The organism is Mediterraneibacter butyricigenes (assembly GCF_003574295.1).
Taxonomy (GTDB): domain Bacteria; phylum Bacillota; class Clostridia; order Lachnospirales; family Lachnospiraceae; genus Mediterraneibacter_A; species Mediterraneibacter_A butyricigenes.
The window spans coordinates 254,434-279,423 of record NZ_BHGK01000001.1 but is presented as its reverse complement, the minus strand read 5'-3'; the positions used below and the strand labels follow the sequence as shown (position 1 = coordinate 279,423).

The following is a 24,990-nucleotide window of genomic DNA, read 5'->3' as shown; positions in this document are numbered from 1 at the left end:
ATAACAGGGATGTTTCCGGTTGAGGAGACATTCCTGTTATGCGTCTGTAGCTCAGGGGATAGAGCACTGCCCTCCGGAGGCAGGAGCGGCGGTTCGATTCCGCCCAGACGTGTTAGGGATAAGAAGAGCGGGATACTTAAGAGAAATCACAAGTATTTCGCTCTTTTTTTGCGTGCCGGACATACTGACGATTGCACATCATTCCGAAATGTGTCGGAAGTTATTTTTGGGATTGCCTGGGGAAATTTTCTGTACCCAAAACATTTTGCAGGCATTGCCCCGTTCGGCGGCTGACGGGATGGGGAACAGAGGAGAACACTTGAGAAAACATCCGAAGAGATAGAAGAAAAAACACGAGAGAGGAGAAATCAGAATGTAAAAGAGAGGGATTGTGTGATGAAAGGAAAACAGATGGCATGTGTCATTGCAACGGGAATTCTCGTGCTTGGCTCTGCGGTTGTACTGACGAAAGACAGTATTTCGGAAGAAAAGGTGATCGAAACAGCGGGAATGGTAACACAGAATGCAGACGGATCAGCTTCGCGGGATCAGAATGTTATGGAGGTATGCAGCCGGGAAGAAAAGCAGGAGATAGAAGATCTGATCGGACAATATTATGAGTGGATGACGGATGGGGATGTGGAAGCAATCCGTCAGATCACGCCGGTGGTCAGTGAGGCGTTCCAAAAAGAAATCGAGAGCAATCACAAATTTGTGGAAACCTATCAGAATCTGAAGATACATATGCGTAAGGCAAAGATCCGGACGGGCTATGCGGTTTTTGTGGAATATGAAATGAAGATCCGGGGAATCGATACACCGGTACCGGGGCTGGGGGATCTGTATGTGTGTCAGAGGCAGGATGGAACCTACTGGATCTGTAACAGCCTATATGATGAGGATGCGAAGGCGGTTCTGGCAGAGGCGGCAAAAGACGGAGAAGTTAAAATGCTGGTGGAATCGGTGGAAGCGAAGTTTGAAAAGGCAAAAGAGAAGGACAAGATTCTTGGGAGTGCCCTGACAGATCTGGAAAAATCCGTTGGAAAATGAGGGGAAAACCAGCAGAATGCCAACATAATACGCGACAATCCGTTGTTTTTTAGGGTCACAAATGATATACTAGGTACGCAGAAAAGATAAAGGAGGAATCCTGGAAAATGGAAAAGATTTCAGAAAAAATTACATCCTGTCTGGAAGAAGCGTTTGAAAAGGCAGGTTATGATAAAGCATTAGCCAAGGTAACGGTATCCAATCGTCCGGACTTATGCGAATATCAGTGTAACGGAGCAATGGCCGGTGCAAAAAAATATAAAAAGGCACCATTTATGATCGCAGATGATGTGGTGGAGCAGTTGAAATATCAGCCGATGTTTGAAAAGGCAGAATCGGTAAAGCCGGGGTTTATCAACTTGACGCTCAGCCCGTCTTTTGTATCAGAATATGTTGCGCAGATGGCGGAAGATGAAAAGCTGGGTGCGCAGATGGAAGCAGAACCGAAGAAGATCATGATCGACTACGGTGGACCAAACGTAGCGAAACCGCTGCATGTCGGACATCTTCGTTCGGCTATCATCGGAGAGAGTATCAAGAGAATCCAGCGTTTTGTGGGCAATGATGTAACCGGAGATATCCATCTGGGTGACTGGGGATATCAGATGGGACTGATCATTACCGAGCTGAAAAAGAGACAACCGGATTTGGTTTATTTTGATGAGAATTATAAAGGAGAATATCCCACAGAGGCACCGTTTACCATCGGAGAGCTGGAAGAAATCTATCCGACAGCAAGTGCCTATGCAAAGGAGCATGAAGAGTACAGGGAAGAGGCGCTTCATGCAACATATCTTCTTCAGAATGGTTATCCGGGATACCGTGCGATCTGGAAACATATCATGGCAGTGTCTGTGGCAGATCTGAAGAAAAATTATGCCAAGCTGCATGTGGAATTTGACCTCTGGAAAGGAGAGGCGGATGCCCAGGCCTATATTCCGGGAATGGTAGAGCGTCTGAAGGAAGAAGGCTATGCGCATCTGGATGACGGAGCGTTGGTGGTAGATGTCAAAGAAGAGACAGATACCAAGGAGATTCCGCCTTGTATGATCTTGAAGTCAGATGGAGCAGCTCTTTACGATACGACAGATCTGGCAACATTGGTGGAACGGGAAGAAAAGTATGATCCGGACGAAGTGATCTACGTGGTGGACAAGCGTCAGGAACTGCATTTCGTACAGGTCTTCCGCTGTGCGAAGAAGACCGGAATTGTAAAACCGGAAGTGGACTTAAAATTCCTGGGATTTGGTACGATGAATGGAAAAGACGGCAAGCCATTCAAGACGAGAGAAGGCGGCGTAATGCGTCTGGAGAACCTGATTCGGGAGATCGAGGAAGAAATGTACAAAAAGATCCAGGAGAACCGTACAGTTTCGGAAGAGGAAGCCAAAAAGATTGCGGAGACCGTAGGTCTTGCAGCAATCAAATACGGAGATCTTTCCAACCAGGCATCCAAGGATTATGTGTTTGATGTGGATCGTTTTACTTCCTTTGAAGGAAATACAGGACCGTACATTCTTTACACGATCGTCAGAATCAAATCCATTCTTGCAAAATATAAAGAGACAAACGGAGATCTGACAGATCTGAAACTGTTGGATCCGATCAGTAAGATTGAAAAGGATCTGATGCTGGAAGTGGGAAAATTCAATGAGATGATCCAGAATGTAAGTCAGGAAAATGCACCGCATAAGATCTGTGCATATATTTATGATTTGGCAAATACCTTCAACAGGTTCTATCATGAGACCAAGATCCTCTCTGAAGAAGAGGAAGCAAGAAAGAAGAGTTATCTTGCGCTTCTGGATGTGACGAGAAGAGTGCTGGAGTGCTGTATTGATCTGCTTGGATTTGAAGCTCCGGAAAGGATGTAAGATAACGTGACGGAAAAATTATTCTACGAAGACGGATACTTAAAAGAATTTCGTGGAACCGTACTTTCCTGTACGAAGGATCAAAAAGAAGGACAGTACAAAGTGGTACTGGACAGAAGCATATTTTTTCCGGAAGGGGGCGGACAGTATGGGGATACCGGCTGGCTGGATGATGTGGAAGTGTTGGACACACAGGAAAAGGATGGCGTGATCTGGCACAGAACCAATGCCCCTTTTGCAGAAGGAAAAGAAATCACAGGAAAACTGAACTGGGAACAGCGTTTTGATAAAATGCAGCAACATACCGGAGAACACATTGTCTCCGGTATTGTTCATAAATGGTTTGGTTACAACAATGTAGGGTTTCATCTGGGCGACGAAGTCTGTACCATGGATTTCGACGGTGAGATTTCCAGAGAACAACTGGAAAAAATTGAGTGGGAAGCAAACCGCGCGGTGGTTGAAAATGTGGAGGTTCTGGTAAGTTATCCTTCCAAAAAGGAACTGGAAAGCCTGGAATATCGAAGTAAGATCGAGATCGAAGGAGCGGTTCGGATTATTACGATTCCGGGATATGACGTCTGTGCCTGTTGTGCACCTCATGTAACGAGAACCGGAGAGATCGGCGTGATCAAGCTGACCGGAGTACAGCGTTATAAAGGTGGTGTGCGGATGACATTGCTTTGCGGCTTTCGTGCCCTGAGAGATTATGGGGCGAAGGAGTTGCGTGCGGCACGGATTTCCCATTCGCTGTGTGCGAAAGAGACAGAGATCGATGAGGCGGTGGAGCGACTGAAAGAGGAACGGGATCGCTGGAAAGAAGAGTGTAAAACTCTCCAGAAACAGTTGATCTTGTCAAAGCTTCCGGAAGTAAGAAGCGGAGAGCTTATCTGCCTGTTTCGGGAAAACTTAAAACCGGATGAGATGCGCGCGTATCTGAACGGAATTCTGGATCAAGGTGCGAAATGCTGTCTGATTATTTCCGAGGAGCATCTGGACAGCGGGAGACCTTCCAAAGAAAATACAACGGCGGAAACCGGAAAGAATACAGAACAAAAACAGGAAAAACAGAGTGCGGGATTCCGATACATTGCAGGAAGCCGGACGTTGAATATGCGTCCGGTTGCAGAAATGCTGAATCATACATTTGACGGCCGGGGAGGCGGAAAACCGGATATGGTACAAGGTTCTTGCAAAAATTCTGCAGGAAAAGAGCAGATCAGACAGATGTTGGAAGCGTACGGAAGAAAAGAAACAGGAGTGGACAATGCAGATGGAAAATAATAAGAAAAGTTTCGGATATCTTGTGGGTCCGTTAATCCTGTACTGGCTAGTCAATCTGGTGGCTGTTACGGCGGCGGAAGCAGTTGTGCTTGGCGGATATATGGCAGAGACACAGGCGAAAAAGATGGGAATGGATCAGATCCAGCAATACGTTATGGATCATATGAATGAATTGCTTCAGGTAATCAATTCCAGACTGGTGGAAATCTCTGCCTTTGGTGCACTGATCACACTGGCGGTTTCTGCAGCATTCTTCCTGCATGATCGGAAGAAGGAAAAGCTGGAAGGTGCTGTGACAACAGAAAGAGCTTCTGCCGGCAGGTATCTGTGGATTCTGCTGCTGGGCGTGGGAATGTGTATTGCGCTGAATAATCTGATGAATCTGGCGGGACTGGCTTTTTACAGCGACGCATATCAGAAGACCAGTCAGGCGATGTATTCGGCCGGATTTGAGGTACAGATTCTGTGTCTGGGAATTTTGATGCCGTTATCGGAAGAAATGATTTTCAGAGGTGTGATATTCAAACGGTATGAACAGGGATTTGGATTTAAGAAAGCTATGCTGATGTCGGCGATGTTTTTTGCCGTGACGCATGGAAATCTGGTTCAGATCGTTTACGGCTTTGTGATGGGGCTGTTTCTGGCTTATGTCTATGAAAAATACGGTTCCCTGAAAGCGGCAGCGTGCCTGCATATTACGATGAACCTGGTTTCTTTGCTCGTGACAAAGGCAGATGGATTTACCTGGATGTTTTCGGGATTCTGGCCGTTGTGTATCAGTACGGTGGGAGCCGCTTTTGTATCTGCCTGCGCCTTTGTTAAGATCAGGGACATAAATACAAATGAGACGGCAGAAGGATCAGAGGGAGTCGGCACCGGATTCTGAGGGAGATGCAACACTGGATTCAGAGTTTGGGAGATCTTCCTCGATTCCATCGAATTCGATATCCGGAAGCAGTTCAAAATAGAAATCCTGATATTTTTCGGCAAGAGCGAGGATACACTGAGTCTGGAGATCTTTGAATTTGGATAAAGAAATGATATCCTTGTCAAAGGTGATATACACACTGATCCAGATTTTACGTCCGGTTCGGAGAATATCATAATACAGATTTTTATGACCGTAGATTCCAATGATGGGTTCTATGGTCGTTTTGATATCCTGAATGGTTTCTTCCTCCGGCGGAATCAGCAAAAGGTCACGGATTCCGGTGATCACGGTCTTAACCGGAGTCGGGAGCATGATAACGGAAAGTGTGATAGTGATGATCTGATCCAGATAGGGGATTACATACTGAAACCATGAGAAAGTCACAAAACGGGGCAAAAGGAAAGCAAAGGCCATGCCGAGAGAAACCACACTGTCAATTTTCCAGCCCTGAAGTTCTATAGTGATCAGAGGAGAGTGCATGGAACGATTCTTAAAATAGAGGTATACTGTGACCAGGATTCCGAGGATGCATGCGAAAAGTTCGAAAGAAGCAACAGTCTGGAAAGAAACGATATGACCGCCGTGCAGCATCAAATGGAAGTTGTTAAAGATCAGACCGAAGGTAACGGTCAGCATGGTGATTCCCTTCACGACCACGAATACGGTTTCAATCTGTGTATATCCGAAAGGATGTGCTTCGTTGGAAGGGCGATAGAGAAGCGGAATCAGGAAAATGGAAGGGAGCAGCATGAAAAATTCAACCCCATCATAAACTGCATCCAACAATACAGCCTGTGATCCGGTAAAAATAGCCATGACCAGTTCGACAATGACGAAGACAAGGTTTCCGTACAGGGAAACGGACATGGCAGACTTTTCTCTTTTTTGCATTTTCTTTCCAACGTGCATGATAAATTCCTCCAGATTTTTGACGGAAACATTATATAATATTCTTATGGAAAAGGCAAATCTGATAAAAAAATTTCCCCGTGAATCTAAAAAAGATGAGACACAAAAGAAAATACAGGCTTTAAATGAATATAATTAACAGATAAAATAGAAAAAATAAGAAAGAAATCTAATTATCTGACAATTTGGAGAAAAAAACAGTTTACAAACGAAAAAAAATGTAGTATATTGAGAAAAACGCGGAAACAAGGGCTGGACGAGAGAACAGCTTCTGAGCTCCAAAGATCTAACAGAGAAAGGAATGCGGATATGAACAAACAGAATATGGAAGCGCAGACCCCACAAGGGTTGTACCGTAGCAGTTTTGAACATGACAACTGTGGAATTGGTGCGGTGGTGAACATCAAAGGCGTGAAATCACATGAGACAGTGAAGAACGCATTGAAAATCGTTGAAAATCTTGAACATAGAGCTGGCAAGGACGCCGAGGGTAAGACAGGAGATGGTGTAGGAATTCTTTTACAAATTTCACACAAATTTTTCTCCAGAGTCTGTAGCACCCTCGGCTTTTCTATTGGTGGGGAAAGAGACTACGGAATCGGTATGTTCTTCTTCCCGCAGGATGAGCTGAAACGAAATCAGGCAAAAAAAATCTTTGAAGTCATTGTAGAAAAAGAAGGACTCAATTTCCTGGGATGGAGAGAAGTTCCGATCCACCCGGAGATTCTGGGAAAGAAAGCAGTAGATTGTATGCCGTGTATTATGCAGGCATTTATCGAACGTCCGAGAAAAGTGGAAAAAGGTCTTCCGTTTGACCGGAGGCTCTATGTGATTCGACGTGTCTTTGAACAGAGCAGTGATGATACTTATGTCGTGTCTCTTTCAAGCCGTACGATCGTATATAAAGGAATGTTCCTGGTAGGTCAGCTTCGACTGTTCTTTGACGATCTCCAGAGTGAAGATTATGAATCAGCGGTAGCACTGGTACATTCCAGATTCAGTACCAATACAGCACCGAGTTGGCAGAGAGCTCATCCGTATCGTTTTATCGTACATAACGGAGAGATCAACACCATCAAAGGTAATGCAGATAAGATGCGGGCAAGGGAAGAGACGATGGAATCTGAATTCCTGCACGGAGAACTGCACAAGGTTCTGCCGGCCATCAATGCATCCGGTTCTGACTCAGCCATGCTTGACAATGCGCTGGAATTCATGGTGATGAGTGGAATGGATCTGCCACTTGCAGTCATGATCTCTATTCCGGAACCGTGGGCAAACAATCGCAGCATGTCCCAGTCGGAAAAAGATTTCTATCAATATTATTCTACCATGATGGAACCCTGGGATGGACCGGCGTCCATTCTGTTTACAGACGGTGATCGGATGGGAGCGGTTCTGGACCGGAACGGTCTTCGTCCTTCCAGATATTATATTACCGATGATGATCAGTTGATCCTGTCTTCGGAAGTCGGAGTCCTGGATATTGATCCGACGAAGATCGTGGTAAAAGAGAGACTTCATCCCGGAAAAATGCTGCTGGTAGATATGGTGGCAGGAAAAGTGATTGATGACGAAGAACTGAAAGAAGATTATGCACACCGTCAGCCTTATGGAGAGTGGCTGGACAGCAACCTGATCCATCTGGCAGATCTGAAGATCCCGAATCAGGATGTTCCTACTTATACCAAAGAAGAATGTACCAGACTGCAGAAAGCCTTCGGATATTCTTATGAAGAAGTGAAATCTTCGATTCTGACCATGGCACAGCGCGGGGCAGAAGGAATTGCTGCGATGGGTATCGATGCACCGCTGGCAGTACTGTCTCAGAAGAATCAGCCACTGTTTGGATATTTTAAACAGTTATTTGCACAGGTTACCAATCCGCCGATCGATGCGATCCGTGAGGAAGTCGTAACATCCACCACGATTTATGTGGGATCCGATGGAAACCTGCTGGAAGAAAAAGAAGAGAACTGTAAGATGCTTCAGGTGAATAACCCGATCCTGACCAATACGGATATCCTGAAAATCAAGAATATTAAGGTGGACGGATTCAAGGTAGCAGAAATTCCGATTACCTATTATAAGAACACCAGCCTGGAGAAGGCGATGGACTATATGTTTATTGAGGTTGACCGTGTGATCAGAGAGGGAGCCAACATCCTGATTCTGACTGACCGGGAAATGGATGAATATCATGTGGCAATTCCGTCACTTCTGGCAGTGTCAGGTTTACAGCAACACTTGGTTCGTACCAAGAAGAGAACATCGGTAGCCATGATCCTGGAATCCGGAGAACCCAGAGAAGTCCATCATTTTGCAACACTGATTGGTTATGGAGCCTGTGCGATCAATCCGTATCTGGCACATGAATCTATCCGTCAGCTGATCAATTCAAATCTGCTTCATAAAGATTATTATGCAGCGGTGGACGATTACAACAATGCAGTCCTTCACGGAATCATCAAGATCGCTTCCAAGATGGGTATTTCGACCATGCAGTCTTATCAGGGAGCAAAGATCTTTGAGGCAATCGGTCTGAAAGAAGATTTTATTCAGAAATATTTTACCGATACAGTCAGCAGAGTAGGAGGAATCGGAATCGAAGAAATCGCACAGGATTATATCGGATTCCATTCAGAGGCCTATGATCCGCTGGGATTACAGGTGGATATGACCCTGAACAGTGAGGGAAAACATAAAGCAAAGAGCGGTGGAGAAGAACATCTCTACAATCCACAGACCATTCATATGCTGCAACAGGCTACAAGACGCGGCGATTATGATATGTTCAAGCAGTACACGAAGATGGTGGATGAAGAAGGAGAGAAAATCAATCTGCGTGGACAGATGGAATTCAACTACCCGAAGAAGAGTGTACCGCTTGATGAGGTAGAAAGTGTGGATTCTATTGTGACCAGATTTAAGACCGGAGCGATGTCTTATGGTTCGATCTCCAAAGAGGCTCATGAGACCTTGGCGCTTGCAATGAACCAGCTCCACGGAAAATCAAACAGTGGAGAAGGTGGAGAGGATATTGAACGTCTGGATACCGACAGATGTTCTGCAATCAAGCAGGTGGCATCCGGACGATTCGGCGTGACTTCCCGTTATCTGGTAAGTGCACAGGAGATTCAGATTAAGATGGCACAGGGTGCAAAACCGGGAGAGGGAGGACATCTTCCAGGCGGAAAAGTTTATCCGTGGATTGCAAAGACCAGACATTCTACCCCTGGTGTAAGTCTGATCTCTCCACCGCCACATCACGATATTTATTCTATCGAAGATTTGGCACAGTTGATCTATGACTGTAAGAATGCAAATAAAAATGCAAGAATTTCCGTAAAACTGGTATCAGAAGCCGGAGTTGGAACCGTAGCAGCCGGTGTGGCAAAGGCGGGAGCAGGTGTTATCCTGATTTCCGGATATGATGGCGGTACCGGAGCAGCTCCGAGAAGTTCAATCCAGAATGCAGGACTTCCGTGGGAACTGGGACTGGCAGAAACTCATCAGACCCTGATCCAGAACGGACTGCGTGAAAGAGTCCGGATCGAGACAGACGGTAAACTGATGAGTGGCCGTGACGTAGCAATCGCAGCAATTCTTGGTGCAGAGGAATATGGGTTTGCAACAGCTCCGCTGGTAACCATGGGATGTGTGATGATGAGAGTCTGCAACCTAGATACCTGTCCGGTCGGCGTGGCAACTCAGAATCCGGAACTTCGGAAACGTTTTGCGGGAAAACCGGAATACGTGGTAAACTTCATGCGCTTTATTGCAGAAGAGCTGCGGGAATACATGGCAAAATTAGGCGTTCGTACCGTGGATGAACTGGTAGGACGTACGGATCTTCTGAAGATCAAGGATGTACCGACTTCCGAGCGTGCGGCAGAACTGGATCTTTCCAGAATTCTGTACAATCCGTATGCAAAAGAGAAAAAAGGCGTGATCTTCAATCCGAAGAAAGTTTATGACTTTGAACTGGATAAGACACTGGATGAAAAAGTGCTGGTAAAACAGTTGCTTCCGGCTCTGGAAAAAGGCCAGAAGAGAAGTATGGAGATCGATGTAACCAATACAGACCGTACGCTGGGAACCATCTTTGGTTCTGAGATTACCAGACGTTATCCGGAAGGTCTGGAAGAAGACACTTATGTGATCAAGTGTAACGGTGCAGGAGGACAGAGCTTCGGAGCCTTTATTCCGAAGGGACTGACTCTGGAACTGACAGGAGACAGCAATGATTACTTCGGAAAAGGACTTTCCGGAGGAAAACTGGTGGTTTGTCCGCCACAGGGAATTAAGTTCAAGGCAGAAGACAATATCATCATCGGAAATGTGGCACTCTACGGAGCGACCAGCGGTAAAGCATTTATCAACGGTGTGGCAGGAGAACGTTTCTGTGTCAGAAACTCCGGTGCAACCGCAGTCGTAGAAGGCGTGGGAGATCACGGATGTGAGTACATGACCGGAGGACGTGTGGCAGTGCTCGGAAAGACCGGCAAGAACTTTGCAGCCGGAATGAGCGGTGGTATCGCTTATGTTCTGGATCTGAACAACGATCTTTATAAAAAAGTAAACAAAGAAATGGTGAATATTGAACGGGTAACCGATAAATACGATGTTCTGGAACTGAAAGATATGATCAAGGAACATGTGGCATATACCAATTCTGAGGTTGGAAAAGAAATCCTTGAAAACTTCAAAGACTATCTGCCGAAATTCAAAAAGATCATCCCGGAGGATTATGAGAAGATGATGTCCGCAATCCTTCAGATGGAAGAAAAGGGATTGTCCAGCGAACAGGCAAAAATCGAAGCGTTCAACAAAATCAAAAACGGCAGATAGGAGGCGGAAAAAATGGGAAAACCAACAGGATTTATGGAATATGCAAGACAGGATAAAATTGCAGAGGCACCAGAAGAGAGAATCAAACATTTTAATGAATTCCATACGCCTCTGACGAAAGAAGAGCAGGAGATACAGGGAGCCAGATGTATGGCATGTGGAGTTCCGTTCTGCCAGTCCGGAAAAATCTTAAACGGAATGGCAAGCGGATGCCCGCTTCATAACCTGGTGCCGGAATGGAACGATCTGATCTATAACGGAAACTGGGAAGAAGCCTATTACCGACTGGTAAAAACCAACAATTTCCCGGAATTTACATCCAGAGTCTGCCCGGCACTGTGCGAGAATGCCTGTACCTGCGGACTGCATGAAGATCCGGTTTCTTCAAAGGCAAATGAGTATGGAATTATAGAAAATGCATATGCAGAAGGCTATGCAAAGGCAAGACCGCCGAAAGTCAGAACCGGAAAGAAAGTGGCAGTTGTCGGGTCCGGACCGTCCGGTCTGGCAGCAGCCGATCAGTTAAATAAAAGAGGACATACGGTTGTTGTGTTTGAACGGGAAGACAAACCGGGCGGACTGCTTCGCTACGGAATTCCGAATATGAAGCTGGAAAAACAGATTGTAGACCGTAAAATCGCGATCATGGAAGAAGAGGGTGTAGAATTTCGCACCGGTGTAAATGTAGGAAAGGATCTGAAAGCAAAAGACCTGTTAAAAGAGTTTGACCGCGTGATCCTTGCCTGCGGTGCATCGAATCCGAGAGATATCAAGGTGCCCGGAAGAGATGCGGGAGGAATCTATTTCGCAGTAGACTTCCTGAAATCTACCACAAAGGCGTTGTGGGCAAACGATATGAAGTTAAAGGATGGCACCTACATTTCCGCAAAAGGAAAAAATGTAATGGTCATCGGTGGTGGCGATACCGGAAACGACTGCGTGGGAACTTCCATGAGACATGGTGCCAAATCGGTACTTCAGTTGGAAATGATGCCGAAGGCACCGGATAAACGTGCGGAAAATAATCCGTGGCCGGAATGGCCGAGAATCTGCAAGACAGATTATGGTCAGCAGGAAGCAATCGCAATCTTCGGAAAGGATCCGAGAGTATATACCACAACCGTCAAAGAATTTATCAAAGATAAGAAAGGAAATGTCTGCAAGGCAGTTCTGGTAAAACTGGAAGGCAAGAAAGACGAAAAGACCGGTCGGATGTCCATGGTGGAGATCCAGGGAAGTGAATATACCGTAGAGGTGGAACTGGTTCTGATTGCGGCAGGATTCCTGGGAAGTCAGGATTATGTGACGAAAGATTTCAAAGTCGATGTCAATGCAAGAACCAATGTGGCAACGGCTCCGGGCGAGTACGAAACTTCCGTGAAAAACGTATTTGCAGCCGGTGATATGCATCGCGGACAGTCCCTTGTGGTCTGGGCAATCCGGGAAGGAAGAGAAGTGGCTCAGAAAGTGGATTTGAGTCTGATGGGCTACACCAATCTGTCTGTGCAATAATAAGATATAAGGCGGAAAGCGGAAACAAAATACAGAAGCGAAATGCTATACGATAGATTGAGAAGCTGGAAATGCAGAAAAATGTACCGTATAGCATTTTTAGTCCTACAGCGGCTGAACAAAGGTTGATTTTACAGAATTGGTAAAATATTACGGAAATATTAAAAATATTGCAATTTTGTGGCGGATGTATTATAATTCATTTCAAATAGGTAAATTCCTGATCCCTGCCGGTTACGTATACCAGAAAAGTGTTGAAAAAAGGAAGATTATAAGGTATAGTGTAACTATATGTGGGGACATAGATAATTGATATAAGGATAGGTGAGTTATAATGAAAAGAATACATAATGCGTTCATCGCAACAGCGCTGGCATGTTCACTGGCTGTTACACCTGTATTTGCGGCGCCGTCAGAGGCAGACCTGAAGAAACAGAAAAGTGCGGCAGAACAGCAGGTATCTTCTCTACAGTCACAGTTGACAGACCTGATGGCAAAGATTAACCAGCTGGAGAATGATATGGTTGCCAAAGGGGAGGAGATCACTCAGGCAGAGGCAGATCTGAAAGCTGCTCAGGAAAAAGAAGACCAGCAGCAGGAAGACATGAAGCTTCGTATTAAATATATGTATGAAGAAGGTGATGGATCTGCACTGGAACGGATTTTAAGTTCCGGAAGTATTGCAGAGATGCTGAACCAGGCAGATTACATCAAGAGCGTTCATGAATATGACCGTAAGATGCTGGAAGAATATGTAAAGACCAAGCAGCAGGTCGCAGATCTAAAAGATACTCTGGAGACAGAGATGAAGAATCTGGAGACCATGCAGGCTGATTATGAGAAACAGCAGAAGACTTTAAGTGCAACGCTGGAAAGCAAGCAGGCGGAGGTGGCTGATCTGGATAAGCAGATCCAGGAAGCAGCAGCGGAAGCTGCAAGAAAAGCGGCAGAAGAAGCTGCAAAGCAGGCAGCAGCCGCAGCAAATAACAGCAATCGCGGTAATTCCAACAGCGGAAATACCAGCAACGGCGGAACCAACAGTGGAAACACCAACACCGGCAATACAACGGTTACACCGACACCGGCTGCACCGAGTAATAATTCCAGTGCGGCATCAACGATTGTCAGTGCAGCTTATTCCCAGTTGGGTGTGCCTTATGTATGGGGCGGAACCACTCCGGGAGTCGGACTTGACTGTTCCGGTCTGACCCAGTATTGTCACAGAGTTGCAGGAATCAGTATTCCGAGAACATCCAGTGAACAGCTTGCAGGAGGAACGATTGTTTCCAATCCGCAGCCGGGAGATATCTGTTGGACACCGGGACATGTAGCAATTTACATCGGTGGTGGACAGATGATCGAAGCACAGCAGACAGGAGTTCCGGTTTGTGTCAGTTCCGTTCGTGTTACATATTATGTAAGATATTGGTAAAGGCTGACAGAAACGAAAAGAAAAGAGAATAGAAATAAAGAAAGTCATCTGCTTTCCGTGGGGAGTACCCACAGAGAGCAGATGACTTTTTTGGACTCTTAGCGTTTCGGTACAATCTCCAACCAGTAACCGTCGGGATCTTCGATAAAGTAGATCCCCATGGATGGATTTTCATAACAGACGCAGCCCATCTCTTTGTGCTTTTTGAAAGCGGCATCGAAATCATCAACCTGAAAGGCCAGATGGATCTCGTTGTCACCCAGTTCATAAGGACGATCCATATCGCGAAGCCAGGTAAGTTCCAGTTGGTGAGGAGTGACGCCATCCCCTAAATATTTCAGGATAAAGCTGCCGTCGGATGCTTCTTTGGTACGGACAACCTGGAGATCCAAAGCTTCCTGATAAAAAGCAAGAGATTTGTCCAGATCGTAGACATTTAAGTTGTTGTGTGCAAATGTAAATTTCATAGAAAACCTCCAATCTTATTTGCTGAATCGGTTGTATGTTATTATAACAAAACTTTCTGGCATATGCCAGGAAAATCCTTGCATTATAAGGGCTTGTATGTTATACTTTCAACGTTGCAAAAAAACACGTATGCGGTGCTTTTGGGGTGCCTAAGCAGATTTGCCGGTCCAAAAGCGGGAAACATACGGAAGATTAAAACCAATTGGAGGAAAGAAACATGAGCGTTATTTCAATGAAGCAGTTACTGGAAGCAGGTGTTCATTTCGGACATCAGACAAGAAGATGGAACCCTAAAATGGCTCCGTACATTTACACAGAGAGAAATGGTATCTATATTATCGACCTTCAGAAATCTGTTGGAATGGTAGACGATGCATATCAGGCAGTTGCTGATATCGTAGCAAACGGAGGAAACATCCTTTTCGTTGGAACCAAGAAACAGGCTCAGGATGCAATTCAGGCAGAAGCTGACCGTTGTGGAATGTTCTATGTAAACGAGAGATGGCTTGGAGGAATGCTTACAAACTTCAAGACAATCCAGAGCAGAATCGCACGTCTGAAAGATATCGAGAGAATGTCTGAAGATGGAACATTTGATGTTCTTCCTAAGAAGGAAGTGATCGAGCTTAAGAAAGAATGGGCGAAGCTTGAGAAGAACCTTGGCGGAATCAAGAACATGAAGAAACTCCCAGATGCAATTTTTGTTGTAGATCCTAAGAAGGAAAGAATCTGTGTTCAGGAAGCACACACACTTGGAATTCCGTTGATCGGAATCTGTGATACAAACTGTGATCCGGAAGAACTGGATTATGTAATTCCTGGAAATGACGACGCTATCCGTGCCGTTAAACTGATCGTTTCCAAGATGGCAGATGCTGTTATCGAAGCAAATCAGGGAGTAGGCGGAGAAGACGCATACTATGAGGAAGAAGTTGCTGAAGAAGCAGCAGAAACATCCGCAGAGTAATTACAGGGATGAACACGCCGCCGTATAAGACAGAGCTCTTTTCGGCGGCTTCCTAAGAATATTCACAAAATGGAGGATTGAATCATGGCAATTACTGCAAGCATGGTAAAAGAATTAAGAGAAATGACGGGCGCAGGAATGATGGACTGCAAGAAAGCTCTGAATGAAACAAACGGAGATATGGATGCAGCAATCGAATTCCTGAGAAAGAACGGACAGGCTAAAGCTGAGAAGAAAGCCGGAAGAATTGCAGCAGAAGGTATCGTTAAGACTGTAGTAAAAGACGATAAAGTAGCAGCAATCGTAGAAGTAAACTCTGAGACAGACTTCGTTGCTAAGAACGATGAGTTCCAGGGATTTGTAGAAGCAGTTGTAAATCAGGTCGCAGATTCTGATGCAGCAGATATGGATGCATTCCTTGCTGAACCATGGGCTGCTGATACATCTAAGACTGTAAAAGATGCTCTGGTAGAGAAGATCGCAGTGATCGGAGAAAACCTGAACATCAGAAGATTTGAGAAAGTCGTAGCTGAAAACGGATGTGTGGTATCTTACATCCACGGCGGCGGAAGAATCGGTGTTCTGATCGAAGCTGAAACAGACGTTGTAAACGATGAGATCAAGAACGCTCTGAAGAACGTAGCAATGCAGGTTGCAGCTATGTATCCGAAGTATGTATCCCGTGATGAAGTATCTCAGGAATACATGGATCATGAAAAAGAAATTCTTCTTGCAGCAGCTAAGAAAGAAAATGAAGAAAGCAAGAAACCGAAGCCGGATAACATCATTGAGAAGATGATCATCGGACGTCTTAACAAAGAACTGAAAGAGATCTGTCTGTTAGACCAGACATATGTTCAGGACAGTGATCTGACAGTTGCTAAGTACGTAGAGAAGGTTGCGAAGGAAAACAATGCAAACATCACTGTAAAGAGATTCGTTCGTTTTGAGACTGGAGAAGGTCTTGAGAAAAAACAGGAAGATTTCGCTGCAGAGGTGGCTGCACAGATGAACGCATAATCTTACAGTTCGCATAAGAATTTGAACCGTATTATTATCATGTAAATCAACGAAAAACCTTGAATTTCCTATGAAAATGGGATGATTCAAGGTTTTTTTTGCGTGTTGGGGAATAAATTTTGGCTTATCGTAAATTATCGCTATTTATGCATGGAATTGGGTAAAAGTTGGGGAGTGAGTTGGGGAATTTCAATTCCCCAACTGTCGTATGAAACTTCGCCTCATTCTTCTGAAATAAGTAGGCGAAGATTGCCTGTTTTATTTTGTTGGGGAGTAGTGTAATTACCCAATATTTACCCAACTTTTGATGTATGATAGCGTAAGATTCCCCAACTTTTCATAAACTATCGTGGAAATATTTTCCGATTGATGAAAAGAGAAATTGAGATTATAATAGAGAAAAGTTAGATGGTGAGGTATATTATAGAATACTTTGTCTCCTAGCATGAGAAAGTCACAAAATAGGTGATATTTTGTGGTATGTGGGTGGTTGAACATCCAGATGTTGTGGAAGTGGTAGTGGTGAGAGTATAGGTAAAAAGCAGGTGGATGAAGAGGTTTTGTGACTTCTTATTGCCTGCTTTTTTGATTATAGAATTTGGAAAAATTGATGTATAGGGGTTGAAGAGTTGGTATAATAAACATAGAAAAGTGCAGTGGGTTAGGAAAGGTATAATAGAAGTTGCGAAGGATAGAGGAGTTTTGTTGTATGGGAAAAATAGATTTAAGATATGATGATTATGCTCAGAGTGCAAATACAATATTTAATTTTATGAAGAAATCAGAGTATTTGAAAGAAATTTTAGAAAAGAAAGCCATTATACCGAGATATTGTAAAGAAAATTTAGAGTATCTTAATATACATAATGGGGATATTGCTTTCCCGGAAGCTATGGTATTACAGAAGTGTTTTTGTGACATCCCATTTCATAAACTTACAGAAACTTTTTACTTAAATCCAGTGGGAGAAATTTATTCAAATTTAAGTAGTGATGAGAAAAAGAGAATAAAGAATAATTATACGCATACGGACTTTTATGGTGAATATGGAATTGCTTTTTCAAAAGAATGGGGAGAAAAGAATAATTTACAACCGATTCATTATTTGAATGAGCAATCACAATATACAAGATATTTTTCAGAAATAGTTGAACAAGTTTTGAATACTGATAATGTATCAGACGCGTATGTGGACGATATATTAGATAGATTATGCTTCATTAAACCTTTGAGAGGAATTATGAAAAGAAAAAATAAAAAAGAAACTGGAGAAGAAATAGAAATAGAATTTCAAAAAAATTTTCATGACGAAAAAGAATGGAGATATGTTCCAGGCAGAGAAGCAGTAAGAAATACAAATATCGAACGTGTTGTGGCAAATCAATATTTACTAGAGATGGACATTAATAGCAGGTTAAGTACAAGACAGTATGAAAAGTTATGGTTACTTTACAATTACGAAGATATTCGATATATTATTGTTCCGAATGCAAGTGAACGTATTGATTTTATAAATACGATTTTGAACATTCCAGAAGAACAATTTACTTCAGAAAGTGATATTATGACGCAGAAATATATTTTAATTAGTAAAATATTAGTATTAGCAGAAATAAGAAAGGATTGGTAAAATGGGTAATAAATTGAAAGAGGTATTTTCTAATCAAGAGATTTCGTATAAAGGAAAAATTAGTTTTAAGAATAAAGAAGCGTATAAGGATTTTATTGAAGCATTAAATAGTGTACAAGAAGAGGGACGGACAATAAGGGTTAATGGAGTAACAGATATTGAAACTTCTGTCCAAACAGGGAACAATATTTATCCTATTTCCGAACAAGAAGAAATTGTAGACGTTATAATAGGACCATCAAAGGAAAAAGTTACATTTAATATTGATACAGAGTTAGGCAAAAGGGATATAAATTTTAGTAGATTCCATACGAATGATAATATTGTACTTGAAACAAAACAAGATGAAATTGTATATTTGAAAATTGTACTGGAGAAAGGAACGGGAAAAAGTAAAATCACGTATCGAGCACAGCCTGAAAAAGCTAAAAGTATAAAGGAAATAATTGAACATTATAACATGATGGTAGCGTTTTTTGACAGATTGTTTAAACAGCCAATAGAAGCTATAAAGAAAGATACGCAAATAAAAGAATGGAATTCCATAAAATCTATGAAAAAATATTTTGAAGAAGCAATTTTACAGTACAAAAAATTGCATTTTGTGGAGCAAGAAGTGGAAATTACTATTGATCCATCAAAACTTCAGCAAGATGAAGAAGAATGTTGGAGAGATACTGAAGAACTTTATATTATTTTAAAAAAGAAAATGCCAATAAGGATTAATACTAAGTTAACAGAGATGAAGACCAATGATTTGAAAATTAATCAGCAAAAGGAGAATATAAAAGTTGGAACAGCATTAGATGTAACTTTTATAAAAAGAAAAGAGTTTTACTTATGGGGAGAGACTGTTGAAATTTATACGTCTAATCTTTTAACCAATGCTATTGTTAAAGAGATAATAGAACTTGAAAATGGAACAACAAAAATTTCTTATGGAGAAGAAGATAGTAGACCTATGTTTATATCTTATAAAGGATTCAAAACAGAAAAAGAAGCGGAGAATGAAATGAAAAGTATTATGGAGAACAAAGAAACATATGTGAATGCAAAAAGATTATGGGAGTATCTGGCTGAAGAATAAAAATTTATAGGATATTACTGAGGTTACAAAGGAGTTAAGAGGTATATGGGGATAAAATTGAATGGAATATCTGTTCCAATTGGTGGAATATCTTGGGAATATACAGAATCTGGACAAAAAGGAATTCAAGAGATGTTCTACTATTTAGAATCAAAAAGATTGTTGATTAACCCGAAAGAGATGGAAAACAAGGAATGGAGTGAGAAATCAGCGATAGAAATAAAAAATAAGCTTGTAGATATACTTAGCAGATATAAATATGATCAAAATATAATAACAATAATTAAGCAAATGGTTGATGCATGTAATGAATTCTTAGATAATATGCAGAGGGTTGAAGTAAGAGGAATTCTTTATAAAAACTTGCAAAGTGATTGGGAAGATTTGGAATATGGAGTTGCTATGAAGAAATTTCGGAAAATTTTCCGAGGTAGTATAAAATTACTTGCTGAAACTTATAATATAACTTTCTCTAAAGAAATTCCAAAAGAATATTAATAGGGAAGTGTAATTACATAGCCGATTGGTTCGCTAAGAATCCGTCGGCTTTTTTCATGCCCATTTTTGTACATAGCCGGTCCCGTAAAAAGGATTGGCTATTAAATTTTTTCGAGGAAGGAGGAAACCATATGACCAAATGTAAAGTAATCGCCCTTGCAAATCAGAAGGGAGGAACAGCTAAGACCACAACGACATTAAATCTTGGAATTGGTCTTGCAAATCAGGGGCGAAAAGTGTTGTTGGTAGATGCTGATCCACAGGGAGATTTAACTACGGCATTAGGGTGGACTGATGCAGATAATCTTCCGGTTACATTGGCAACGCAAATGAGAAAAATCTTACAGGACGAAACGTTTGTGTACAATGAAGGAATTCTGCATCACGAGGAGGGAGTAGATATTATTCCGACCAATATTGAGTTATCAGGTATGGAAATCTCACTGGTAAATGCAATGAGTAGAGAACAGACTTTGAAGTTGTATTTGTCAGAATTAAAAAAGGATTATGATTATATCCTGATTGATTGCATGCCGAGTTTAGGTATGCTGACCATTAATGCGCTGGCAGCTGCGGACAGTGTAATTGTACCGGTGCAGGCTCATTATCTGCCGTTAAAAGGCATGACACAACTTATGAGAACAATCGGTAAGGTGCAGAGGCAGGTAAATCCTGATCTGAAGATTGATGGAGTGTTACTGACGCTTGCCGATATGCGAACGAAACTCGCAAGAACAACGGCAGATAGCCTTCGGGAGAATTATGGGAAACATATCCGGATTTTCAAGACGATTATCCCCGTGGCTATTACGGCAGCGGAAAGCAGTGTGGCAGGACAGAGTATTTATGAGTACGACAAGAATGGCACAGTTGCGAAGGCGTATGCAGAATTTACCAGGGAGGTGTTAAAGTGTGGCGAAAAGCAGAGAAATAAACATGAATCTTCCCTCAGCCGATGACCTCTTTACAACGCAGGAGGAAAGAGATCATAAGAATCAGGAGTATGTGAAAGATATTTCCATTTATGAAATCACAGATTTTCCGAATCACCCGTTTAAGGTGAAAATGGACGACAAGATGTTGGAAACAATTGAGAGTGTTCGTGATCATGGTGTATTAGTGCCTGCACTTGTCAGGGAGAAATCAATGGGCGGGTATGAAATGATTTCCGGACACCGCAGAAAAATGGCAAGTGAACTGGCTGGAAAAGAGACAATGCCATGTATTGTAAGAAATCTTAGTGATGACCAAGCAGTCATTGTCATGGTTGACAGCAATCTTCAAAGAGAAGAAATCTTACCGTCAGAAAAAGCATTTGCTTATAAAATGAGATTGGAAGCTATGAACAGGCAAGCAGGAAGACCAAGTAAAAATAATTTGACACCAGTGGTGTCAGATTTAAACGGATTGAGAACAAATGAAGCGTTGGGAAAAGAAGTAGGGGAAAGTCGAGAAACAATCCGCCGATATATCCGCCTTACAGAACTTATACCGGAAATTCTTGATATGGTCGATAACAAGAAAATTGCCATGCGTCCAGCGGTAGAACTGTCTTATTTGCCGAAAGAGGAACAGGAGATATTGTACGACACCATGGAGTCGGAGGCTTGTACCCCAAGTCATGCACAGGCAATCAAAATCCGAAAATTCTCCGCAGAAGGCAGGTTGAATGAAGAGGTTTTGCTGTCGATTATGTCAGAAGAGAAGCCAAATCAGGTAGAGCAGTGGAAAATCCCGAAGAACCGACTAAAAAAATACTTTCCATCGGGAACTTCACAGCAAAAAATGGAAGAAACCATTATCAAAGCACTGGAATTATACCGGAAACGGGAAAAAAGCAGGGAACGCTAGGCATTTTGACACCAAGGGAAAAGTCTATCCGTTGGCGGTCAATGAGAAATCAGCATTTTCCTGTTTTCCCCTCCCCACACCCTACCCCTTTAGTTTACCAGCAGATTACCAGCCGAAAAGACAATAAGGAGCCGGGAACATCTTCTCTTTCGGCAGGTCAGAGATTCCCACACCCTGCATGACAGCAGGGAGTAAACAACATAAAGTAACAGCAGGCGTTCCTGAGGGACGTCTTTTTTTGATTGAAAAGAAAGGAATTGTAGAAAATGAAGAAGATATGGAAACGAGTGTGTACAGGACTTCTTACCCTGACCACGATTTTAACTGCATTGCCGATCACATCGGTTCAGGCAGCGGAAACACAGTATTGGACAGAATCCGCAGAGAGAGTTGGACATGTGGAACATTTAATGAATGACGGAACAATTAAGAGTACCTTCAACGAAGGACATATGAAAGTAGAGGGAGAAACTGCCTACTGTGTAAATATTAACATGAAATTTAAGAATAGCTATAAAACTAGACATGATGCAAGTGCCAGCATGAGTGCAGATCAGATTGAAGATGTGGCATTGTCGATTGAGTATATGAAACAGTATGCAGGCAGTCACAGTAACCTGAGTGCAAATCAGGCATATCTCTTAGAACAGTGTCTTGTGTGGCAGCGTTTAAGTGAGCATTTGGGTTGGAAGTGTGATAATGTCCGGGTAGTCTATTCTGAGATTTCACAGGATATTCAGAATGAGGTGTATGCCGGAGCAAAATCATTTGTGAAGACAAATAAGGGACGATATAAATGCGGCGGTTACATTTACACCGGAGAAGGACAGGACATCGGACAGTTTTGGGCAGAACTGAATGTCGGAAATGCGAAGGCAAAAAAGACCACAGCAAATGAAAGTATCACAAAAGCAAATGCAATGTATTCCATTGCCGGAGCAACTTTTGGCATATTCTCAGACCAGAATTGCAGTAATCAGATTGGAACACTTACAACAAATGAGAATGGTGAGACAAATGAAGTTGAAGTGACTGCAGGGACTGTTTATATCAAAGAGCTTTCTGCACCGAAAGGATATAAGCTGGATACGACAGTACGCAGTCTGAAAGTTGAAGCCGGAAAGACAGCCGTATTAAATGTTTCCGATGTTCCGAAAGTAACAGAGACATTGGTAGATCTGTTCAAGATTGATATGGAGACAGGAAAAGCAACCGCACAGGGTAATACAGCACTGGCAGGAGCAGAATTTACCTGGCATTATTATGACGGACTTTATACAAAAGATAATTTACCGGAGAAAGCAACATGTACTTGGGTTACAAAGACGGTGGTTGAAAAAGATAGTAATGGAAATATTCATTATGTGACAAAATTGGCAGATGCTTACAAAGTATCCGGAGATACATTCTATACACAGAATGAAAAAATCGTATTACCACTTGGAACACTGACTGTTGAGGAGACAAAAGCACCAGACGGATATTTACTGGACGGAGCTTATATGCAGGCAGGAGACAGCACAGAGCAGATCAAAGGAATGTATCTGACACAGATTACAGAAGACGGAGAACTTGCAGTTCTTTCTGGAAGTAATCAGTATTCCGTATCTGACCAGGTAATCCGAGGTGGTGTGAAGATTCAGAAACGTGATTTGGAGACGAAAGACACCAAGGCACAGGGAAGTGCCATATTAAAAGATGCAGCATTTGCAATTATTTCTCTGAACGAGAATCCGGTTCTAGTAGAAGGAAAGCTGTACAAGAAGAATGAAACAGTTAAGACGATTCAGACAGGTATTGACGGAATCGCAACAACGACAGCAGATTTACTTCCGTATGGTAAATACAAACTGGAAGAAACCAAAGCACCAGAGGGTTATCTGACTGATGGGGCAAAAGCGATTGAATTTTCGATTACGGAAAATGGAAAAATCGAGGATTTAACTGATGAAAACCATTCCATTTACAATCAGATTAAACGTGGAGATCTGGAAGGAGTAAAGATTGGAGCAGGTACACATAAGAGACTTGCGAATGTTCCTTTTAAGATTACAAGTAAAACAACCGGAGAGAGCCATATTGTAGTGACAGATAAAAATGGTCAGTTTTCAACCGCTTCCGATTGGGCATCTCATAAGAAAAATACAAATGCCGGAGCATCCAGTGAGGACGGTATCTGGTTCGGAAGTTCAGAGCCGGACGACAGCAAAGGTGCATTATTTTATGACACTTATGAGATTGAAGAGTTATCTTGCGAATCCAACAAAGGCATGAAGCTGATTCCTGTATTTGAAGTTGTTGTCAGCAGAAATAAAGTAACAATCGATCTTGGAACGCTGACCGATGAGTATGAAAAAGAGATTACCATTCATACAACCGCAACGGACAAGGAAACGGGCGAAAAGGTAATTGTCGCAGGAAAGAAAGTAACGATTGTGGATACGGTTACTTTGGATGGTCTGGAAGAAGGAAGAAAGTACCAGTTAAAAGGCTGGCAGATGCTGAAAGAAGAAAATGCTGAATTGCTGATTGCTGGAAAACGTGTGGAGAATGATTACACTTTTGTTGCTGACAGCGAGAAAATGAAAGTAGAGATTTCTTATACGTTTGATGCATCAGAGCTTGGCGGACAGAATCTGGTTACATTTGAAGAATTATATGACCTGAAGAATCCGGAAGAACCTGTAAAAGTTGCAGAGCATAAAGACATTGACGATGAAGGTCAGACAGTTCTGATTACGGAGCGAAAGATTTCGATTCATACCATAGCAACTGATAAGAATGGAAAGAAAGAGATTGAAGCCGGAAAAGATCTGACGATCGTGGATAAGGTTACTTTAGAAGGACTGGAAATTGGTACGAACTATAAGCTGTCTGGTTGGCAGATGATTAAGGCAGAAAATGCAAAGTTGCTCATTGATGGCAAAGAAGTTACCAATGATTATGAATTTACAGCGGACAAGGAAAACATGGAAGTGCAGATTGAGTTTACTTTCGATGGCAGTACTCTTGGAAGAAAACAGCTTGTAACCTTTGAAGAACTGTATGATATAACAAATCTGGAAGAACCGAAAAAGGTAACAGAGCATAAGGAAATCAACGATGAAGGTCAGACTGTAACCATCAAAGAAGTACCGGAAACACCAACCCCAGAGACACCGGGTACTACTACAAAAACCAATAACCCTCCGAAAACAGGAGACATTGAAAATGCAATTTTATGGATAGCCATTCTGGTATTATCAGCAGCCGGGATCACAGGAGTTCGTATCTGGAATAAAAAGAAACAAGTTAAGAGATTAGGAATTGAAGAAAAGAAAGAAGAGGAGGAGTAAAACAGAGGGCGGCGATAAGCTGCCCTTTGATGATGAAATGGGAAAAAATCAGAAAGCAATAAAAGTATTACAGCGTTTATTTTATGCCGGATACGGAACGGAAAAAGAGATTGTCAATATGGCGATGGATGAAATGCTTGCTTTGCCGGGAGTGAATGTAGCAGATCTGTGCATTATCAGTGAGTTACAGAAAAGCATTAAGACAAACAAAGTGATAAGCTATTTGTCAGGAAAAACAGAAGCAAGGGAAGAAACGAAAGGAGCAGATGATGGTGGAACAACCTAAATATT

The 24,990-nt window shown here is 42.5% G+C and carries 18 protein-coding genes and 1 tRNA gene; 17 read left to right on the top strand and 2 right to left on the bottom strand.

Annotation, left to right across the window (positions count from 1 at the left end):
* Window positions 1-40 precede the first annotated feature (40 nt).
* From KGMB01110_RS01375 to KGMB01110_RS01355, 5 genes are all read left to right on the top strand, one after another.
* Window positions 41-112 (top strand) — tRNA-Arg (locus tag KGMB01110_RS01375).
* 284 nt (window positions 113-396) lie between these two features.
* Window positions 397-1,050 (top strand): hypothetical protein, encoded by a 654-nt coding sequence (locus KGMB01110_RS01370; RefSeq protein ID WP_119297354.1) that lies wholly within the window; start codon window positions 397-399, stop codon window positions 1,048-1,050.
* Between the two features lie 107 nt (window positions 1,051-1,157).
* Entirely contained in the window at window positions 1,158-2,924 is a 1,767-nt protein-coding gene (gene argS, locus KGMB01110_RS01365; protein WP_117889250.1) for an arginine--tRNA ligase, read from the top strand.
* Between the two features lie 6 nt (window positions 2,925-2,930).
* Window positions 2,931-4,208 (top strand): alanyl-tRNA editing protein, encoded by a 1,278-nt coding sequence (locus KGMB01110_RS01360; RefSeq protein ID WP_119297353.1) that lies wholly within the window; start codon window positions 2,931-2,933, stop codon window positions 4,206-4,208.
* Window positions 4,198-5,094, top strand: a complete 897-nt coding sequence (locus KGMB01110_RS01355; protein WP_170141671.1) for a CPBP family intramembrane glutamic endopeptidase — start codon at window positions 4,198-4,200, stop codon at window positions 5,092-5,094. The genes KGMB01110_RS01360 and KGMB01110_RS01355 overlap by 11 nt, the downstream gene beginning before the upstream one ends.
* Here the strand turns inward: KGMB01110_RS01355 and KGMB01110_RS01350 are convergent.
* Window positions 5,068-6,048, bottom strand: a complete 981-nt coding sequence (locus KGMB01110_RS01350) for a cation diffusion facilitator family transporter (RefSeq protein ID WP_119297352.1) — start codon at window positions 6,046-6,048, stop codon at window positions 5,068-5,070. The two genes, KGMB01110_RS01355 and KGMB01110_RS01350, sit on opposite strands and share 27 nt — an antisense overlap.
* 309 nt (window positions 6,049-6,357) lie before the next feature.
* On the opposite strand from KGMB01110_RS01350, the gene gltB reads away from it, so the two are divergent.
* From gltB to KGMB01110_RS01335, 3 genes are all read left to right on the top strand, one after another.
* The gene (gene gltB / locus KGMB01110_RS01345) at window positions 6,358-10,899 is read left to right on the top strand and encodes a glutamate synthase large subunit (protein WP_119297351.1); all 4,542 of its coding nucleotides are present in this window, start codon (window positions 6,358-6,360) and stop codon (window positions 10,897-10,899) included.
* 12 nt (window positions 10,900-10,911) lie between these two features.
* Window positions 10,912-12,411: a glutamate synthase subunit beta gene (locus tag KGMB01110_RS01340; RefSeq protein ID WP_117602019.1), complete on the top strand. Its 1,500-nt coding sequence runs from the start codon at window positions 10,912-10,914 to the stop codon at window positions 12,409-12,411.
* 334 nt (window positions 12,412-12,745) lie between these two features.
* Window positions 12,746-13,843, top strand: coding sequence for a C40 family peptidase (locus tag KGMB01110_RS01335; protein ID WP_119297350.1), 1,098 nt, complete (start codon window positions 12,746-12,748; stop codon window positions 13,841-13,843).
* A gap of 98 nt (window positions 13,844-13,941) precedes the next feature.
* Here the strand turns inward: KGMB01110_RS01335 and KGMB01110_RS01330 are convergent, their stop codons facing one another.
* A complete protein-coding gene (locus tag KGMB01110_RS01330) occupies window positions 13,942-14,310 on the bottom strand; it encodes a VOC family protein (RefSeq protein WP_117602021.1) in 369 nt (122 codons plus the stop codon).
* Window positions 14,311-14,528: 218 nt separating this feature from the next.
* Here KGMB01110_RS01330 and rpsB point away from each other — a divergent pair, with 218 nt between their 5' ends.
* The 9 genes from rpsB (at window position 14,529) to KGMB01110_RS01285 (ending at window position 24,985) form a co-directional block, all read left to right on the top strand.
* The gene (gene rpsB, locus KGMB01110_RS01325; protein ID WP_117602022.1) at window positions 14,529-15,278 is read left to right on the top strand and encodes a 30S ribosomal protein S2; all 750 of its coding nucleotides are present in this window, start codon (window positions 14,529-14,531) and stop codon (window positions 15,276-15,278) included.
* Window positions 15,279-15,362: 84 nt separating this feature from the next.
* A complete protein-coding gene (gene tsf / locus KGMB01110_RS01320) occupies window positions 15,363-16,298 on the top strand; it encodes a translation elongation factor Ts (protein ID WP_117602023.1) in 936 nt (311 codons plus the stop codon).
* 709 nt (window positions 16,299-17,007) lie between these two features.
* Window positions 17,008-17,928 carry an abortive infection system antitoxin AbiGi family protein gene (locus KGMB01110_RS01315; RefSeq protein ID WP_119297349.1) on the top strand — a complete coding sequence of 307 codons (921 nt, stop codon included), beginning with the start codon at window positions 17,008-17,010 and terminating at the stop codon, window positions 17,926-17,928.
* Between the two features lies 1 nt (window position 17,929).
* On the top strand, window positions 17,930-19,015 hold the full coding sequence (locus KGMB01110_RS01310) for an abortive infection system toxin AbiGii family protein (protein WP_119297348.1): 1,086 nt from the start codon (window positions 17,930-17,932) through the stop codon (window positions 19,013-19,015).
* Window positions 19,016-19,060: 45 nt separating this feature from the next.
* Window positions 19,061-19,513: a DUF6650 family protein gene (locus KGMB01110_RS01305; protein ID WP_119297347.1), complete on the top strand. Its 453-nt coding sequence runs from the start codon at window positions 19,061-19,063 to the stop codon at window positions 19,511-19,513.
* 131 nt (window positions 19,514-19,644) lie between these two features.
* Window positions 19,645-20,472, top strand: coding sequence for a ParA family protein (locus KGMB01110_RS01300; protein WP_119297346.1), 828 nt, complete (start codon window positions 19,645-19,647; stop codon window positions 20,470-20,472).
* Window positions 20,426-21,364: a ParB/RepB/Spo0J family partition protein gene (locus KGMB01110_RS01295; RefSeq protein ID WP_119297345.1), complete on the top strand. Its 939-nt coding sequence runs from the start codon at window positions 20,426-20,428 to the stop codon at window positions 21,362-21,364. Before KGMB01110_RS01300 ends, KGMB01110_RS01295 begins: the two co-directional genes overlap by 47 nt.
* 266 nt (window positions 21,365-21,630) lie before the next feature.
* The gene (locus KGMB01110_RS01290) at window positions 21,631-24,699 is read left to right on the top strand and encodes a VaFE repeat-containing surface-anchored protein (protein ID WP_119297344.1); all 3,069 of its coding nucleotides are present in this window, start codon (window positions 21,631-21,633) and stop codon (window positions 24,697-24,699) included.
* A complete protein-coding gene (locus KGMB01110_RS01285; protein WP_119297343.1) occupies window positions 24,671-24,985 on the top strand; it encodes a hypothetical protein in 315 nt (104 codons plus the stop codon). Before KGMB01110_RS01290 ends, KGMB01110_RS01285 begins: the two co-directional genes overlap by 29 nt.
* Window positions 24,986-24,990 lie beyond the last annotated feature (5 nt).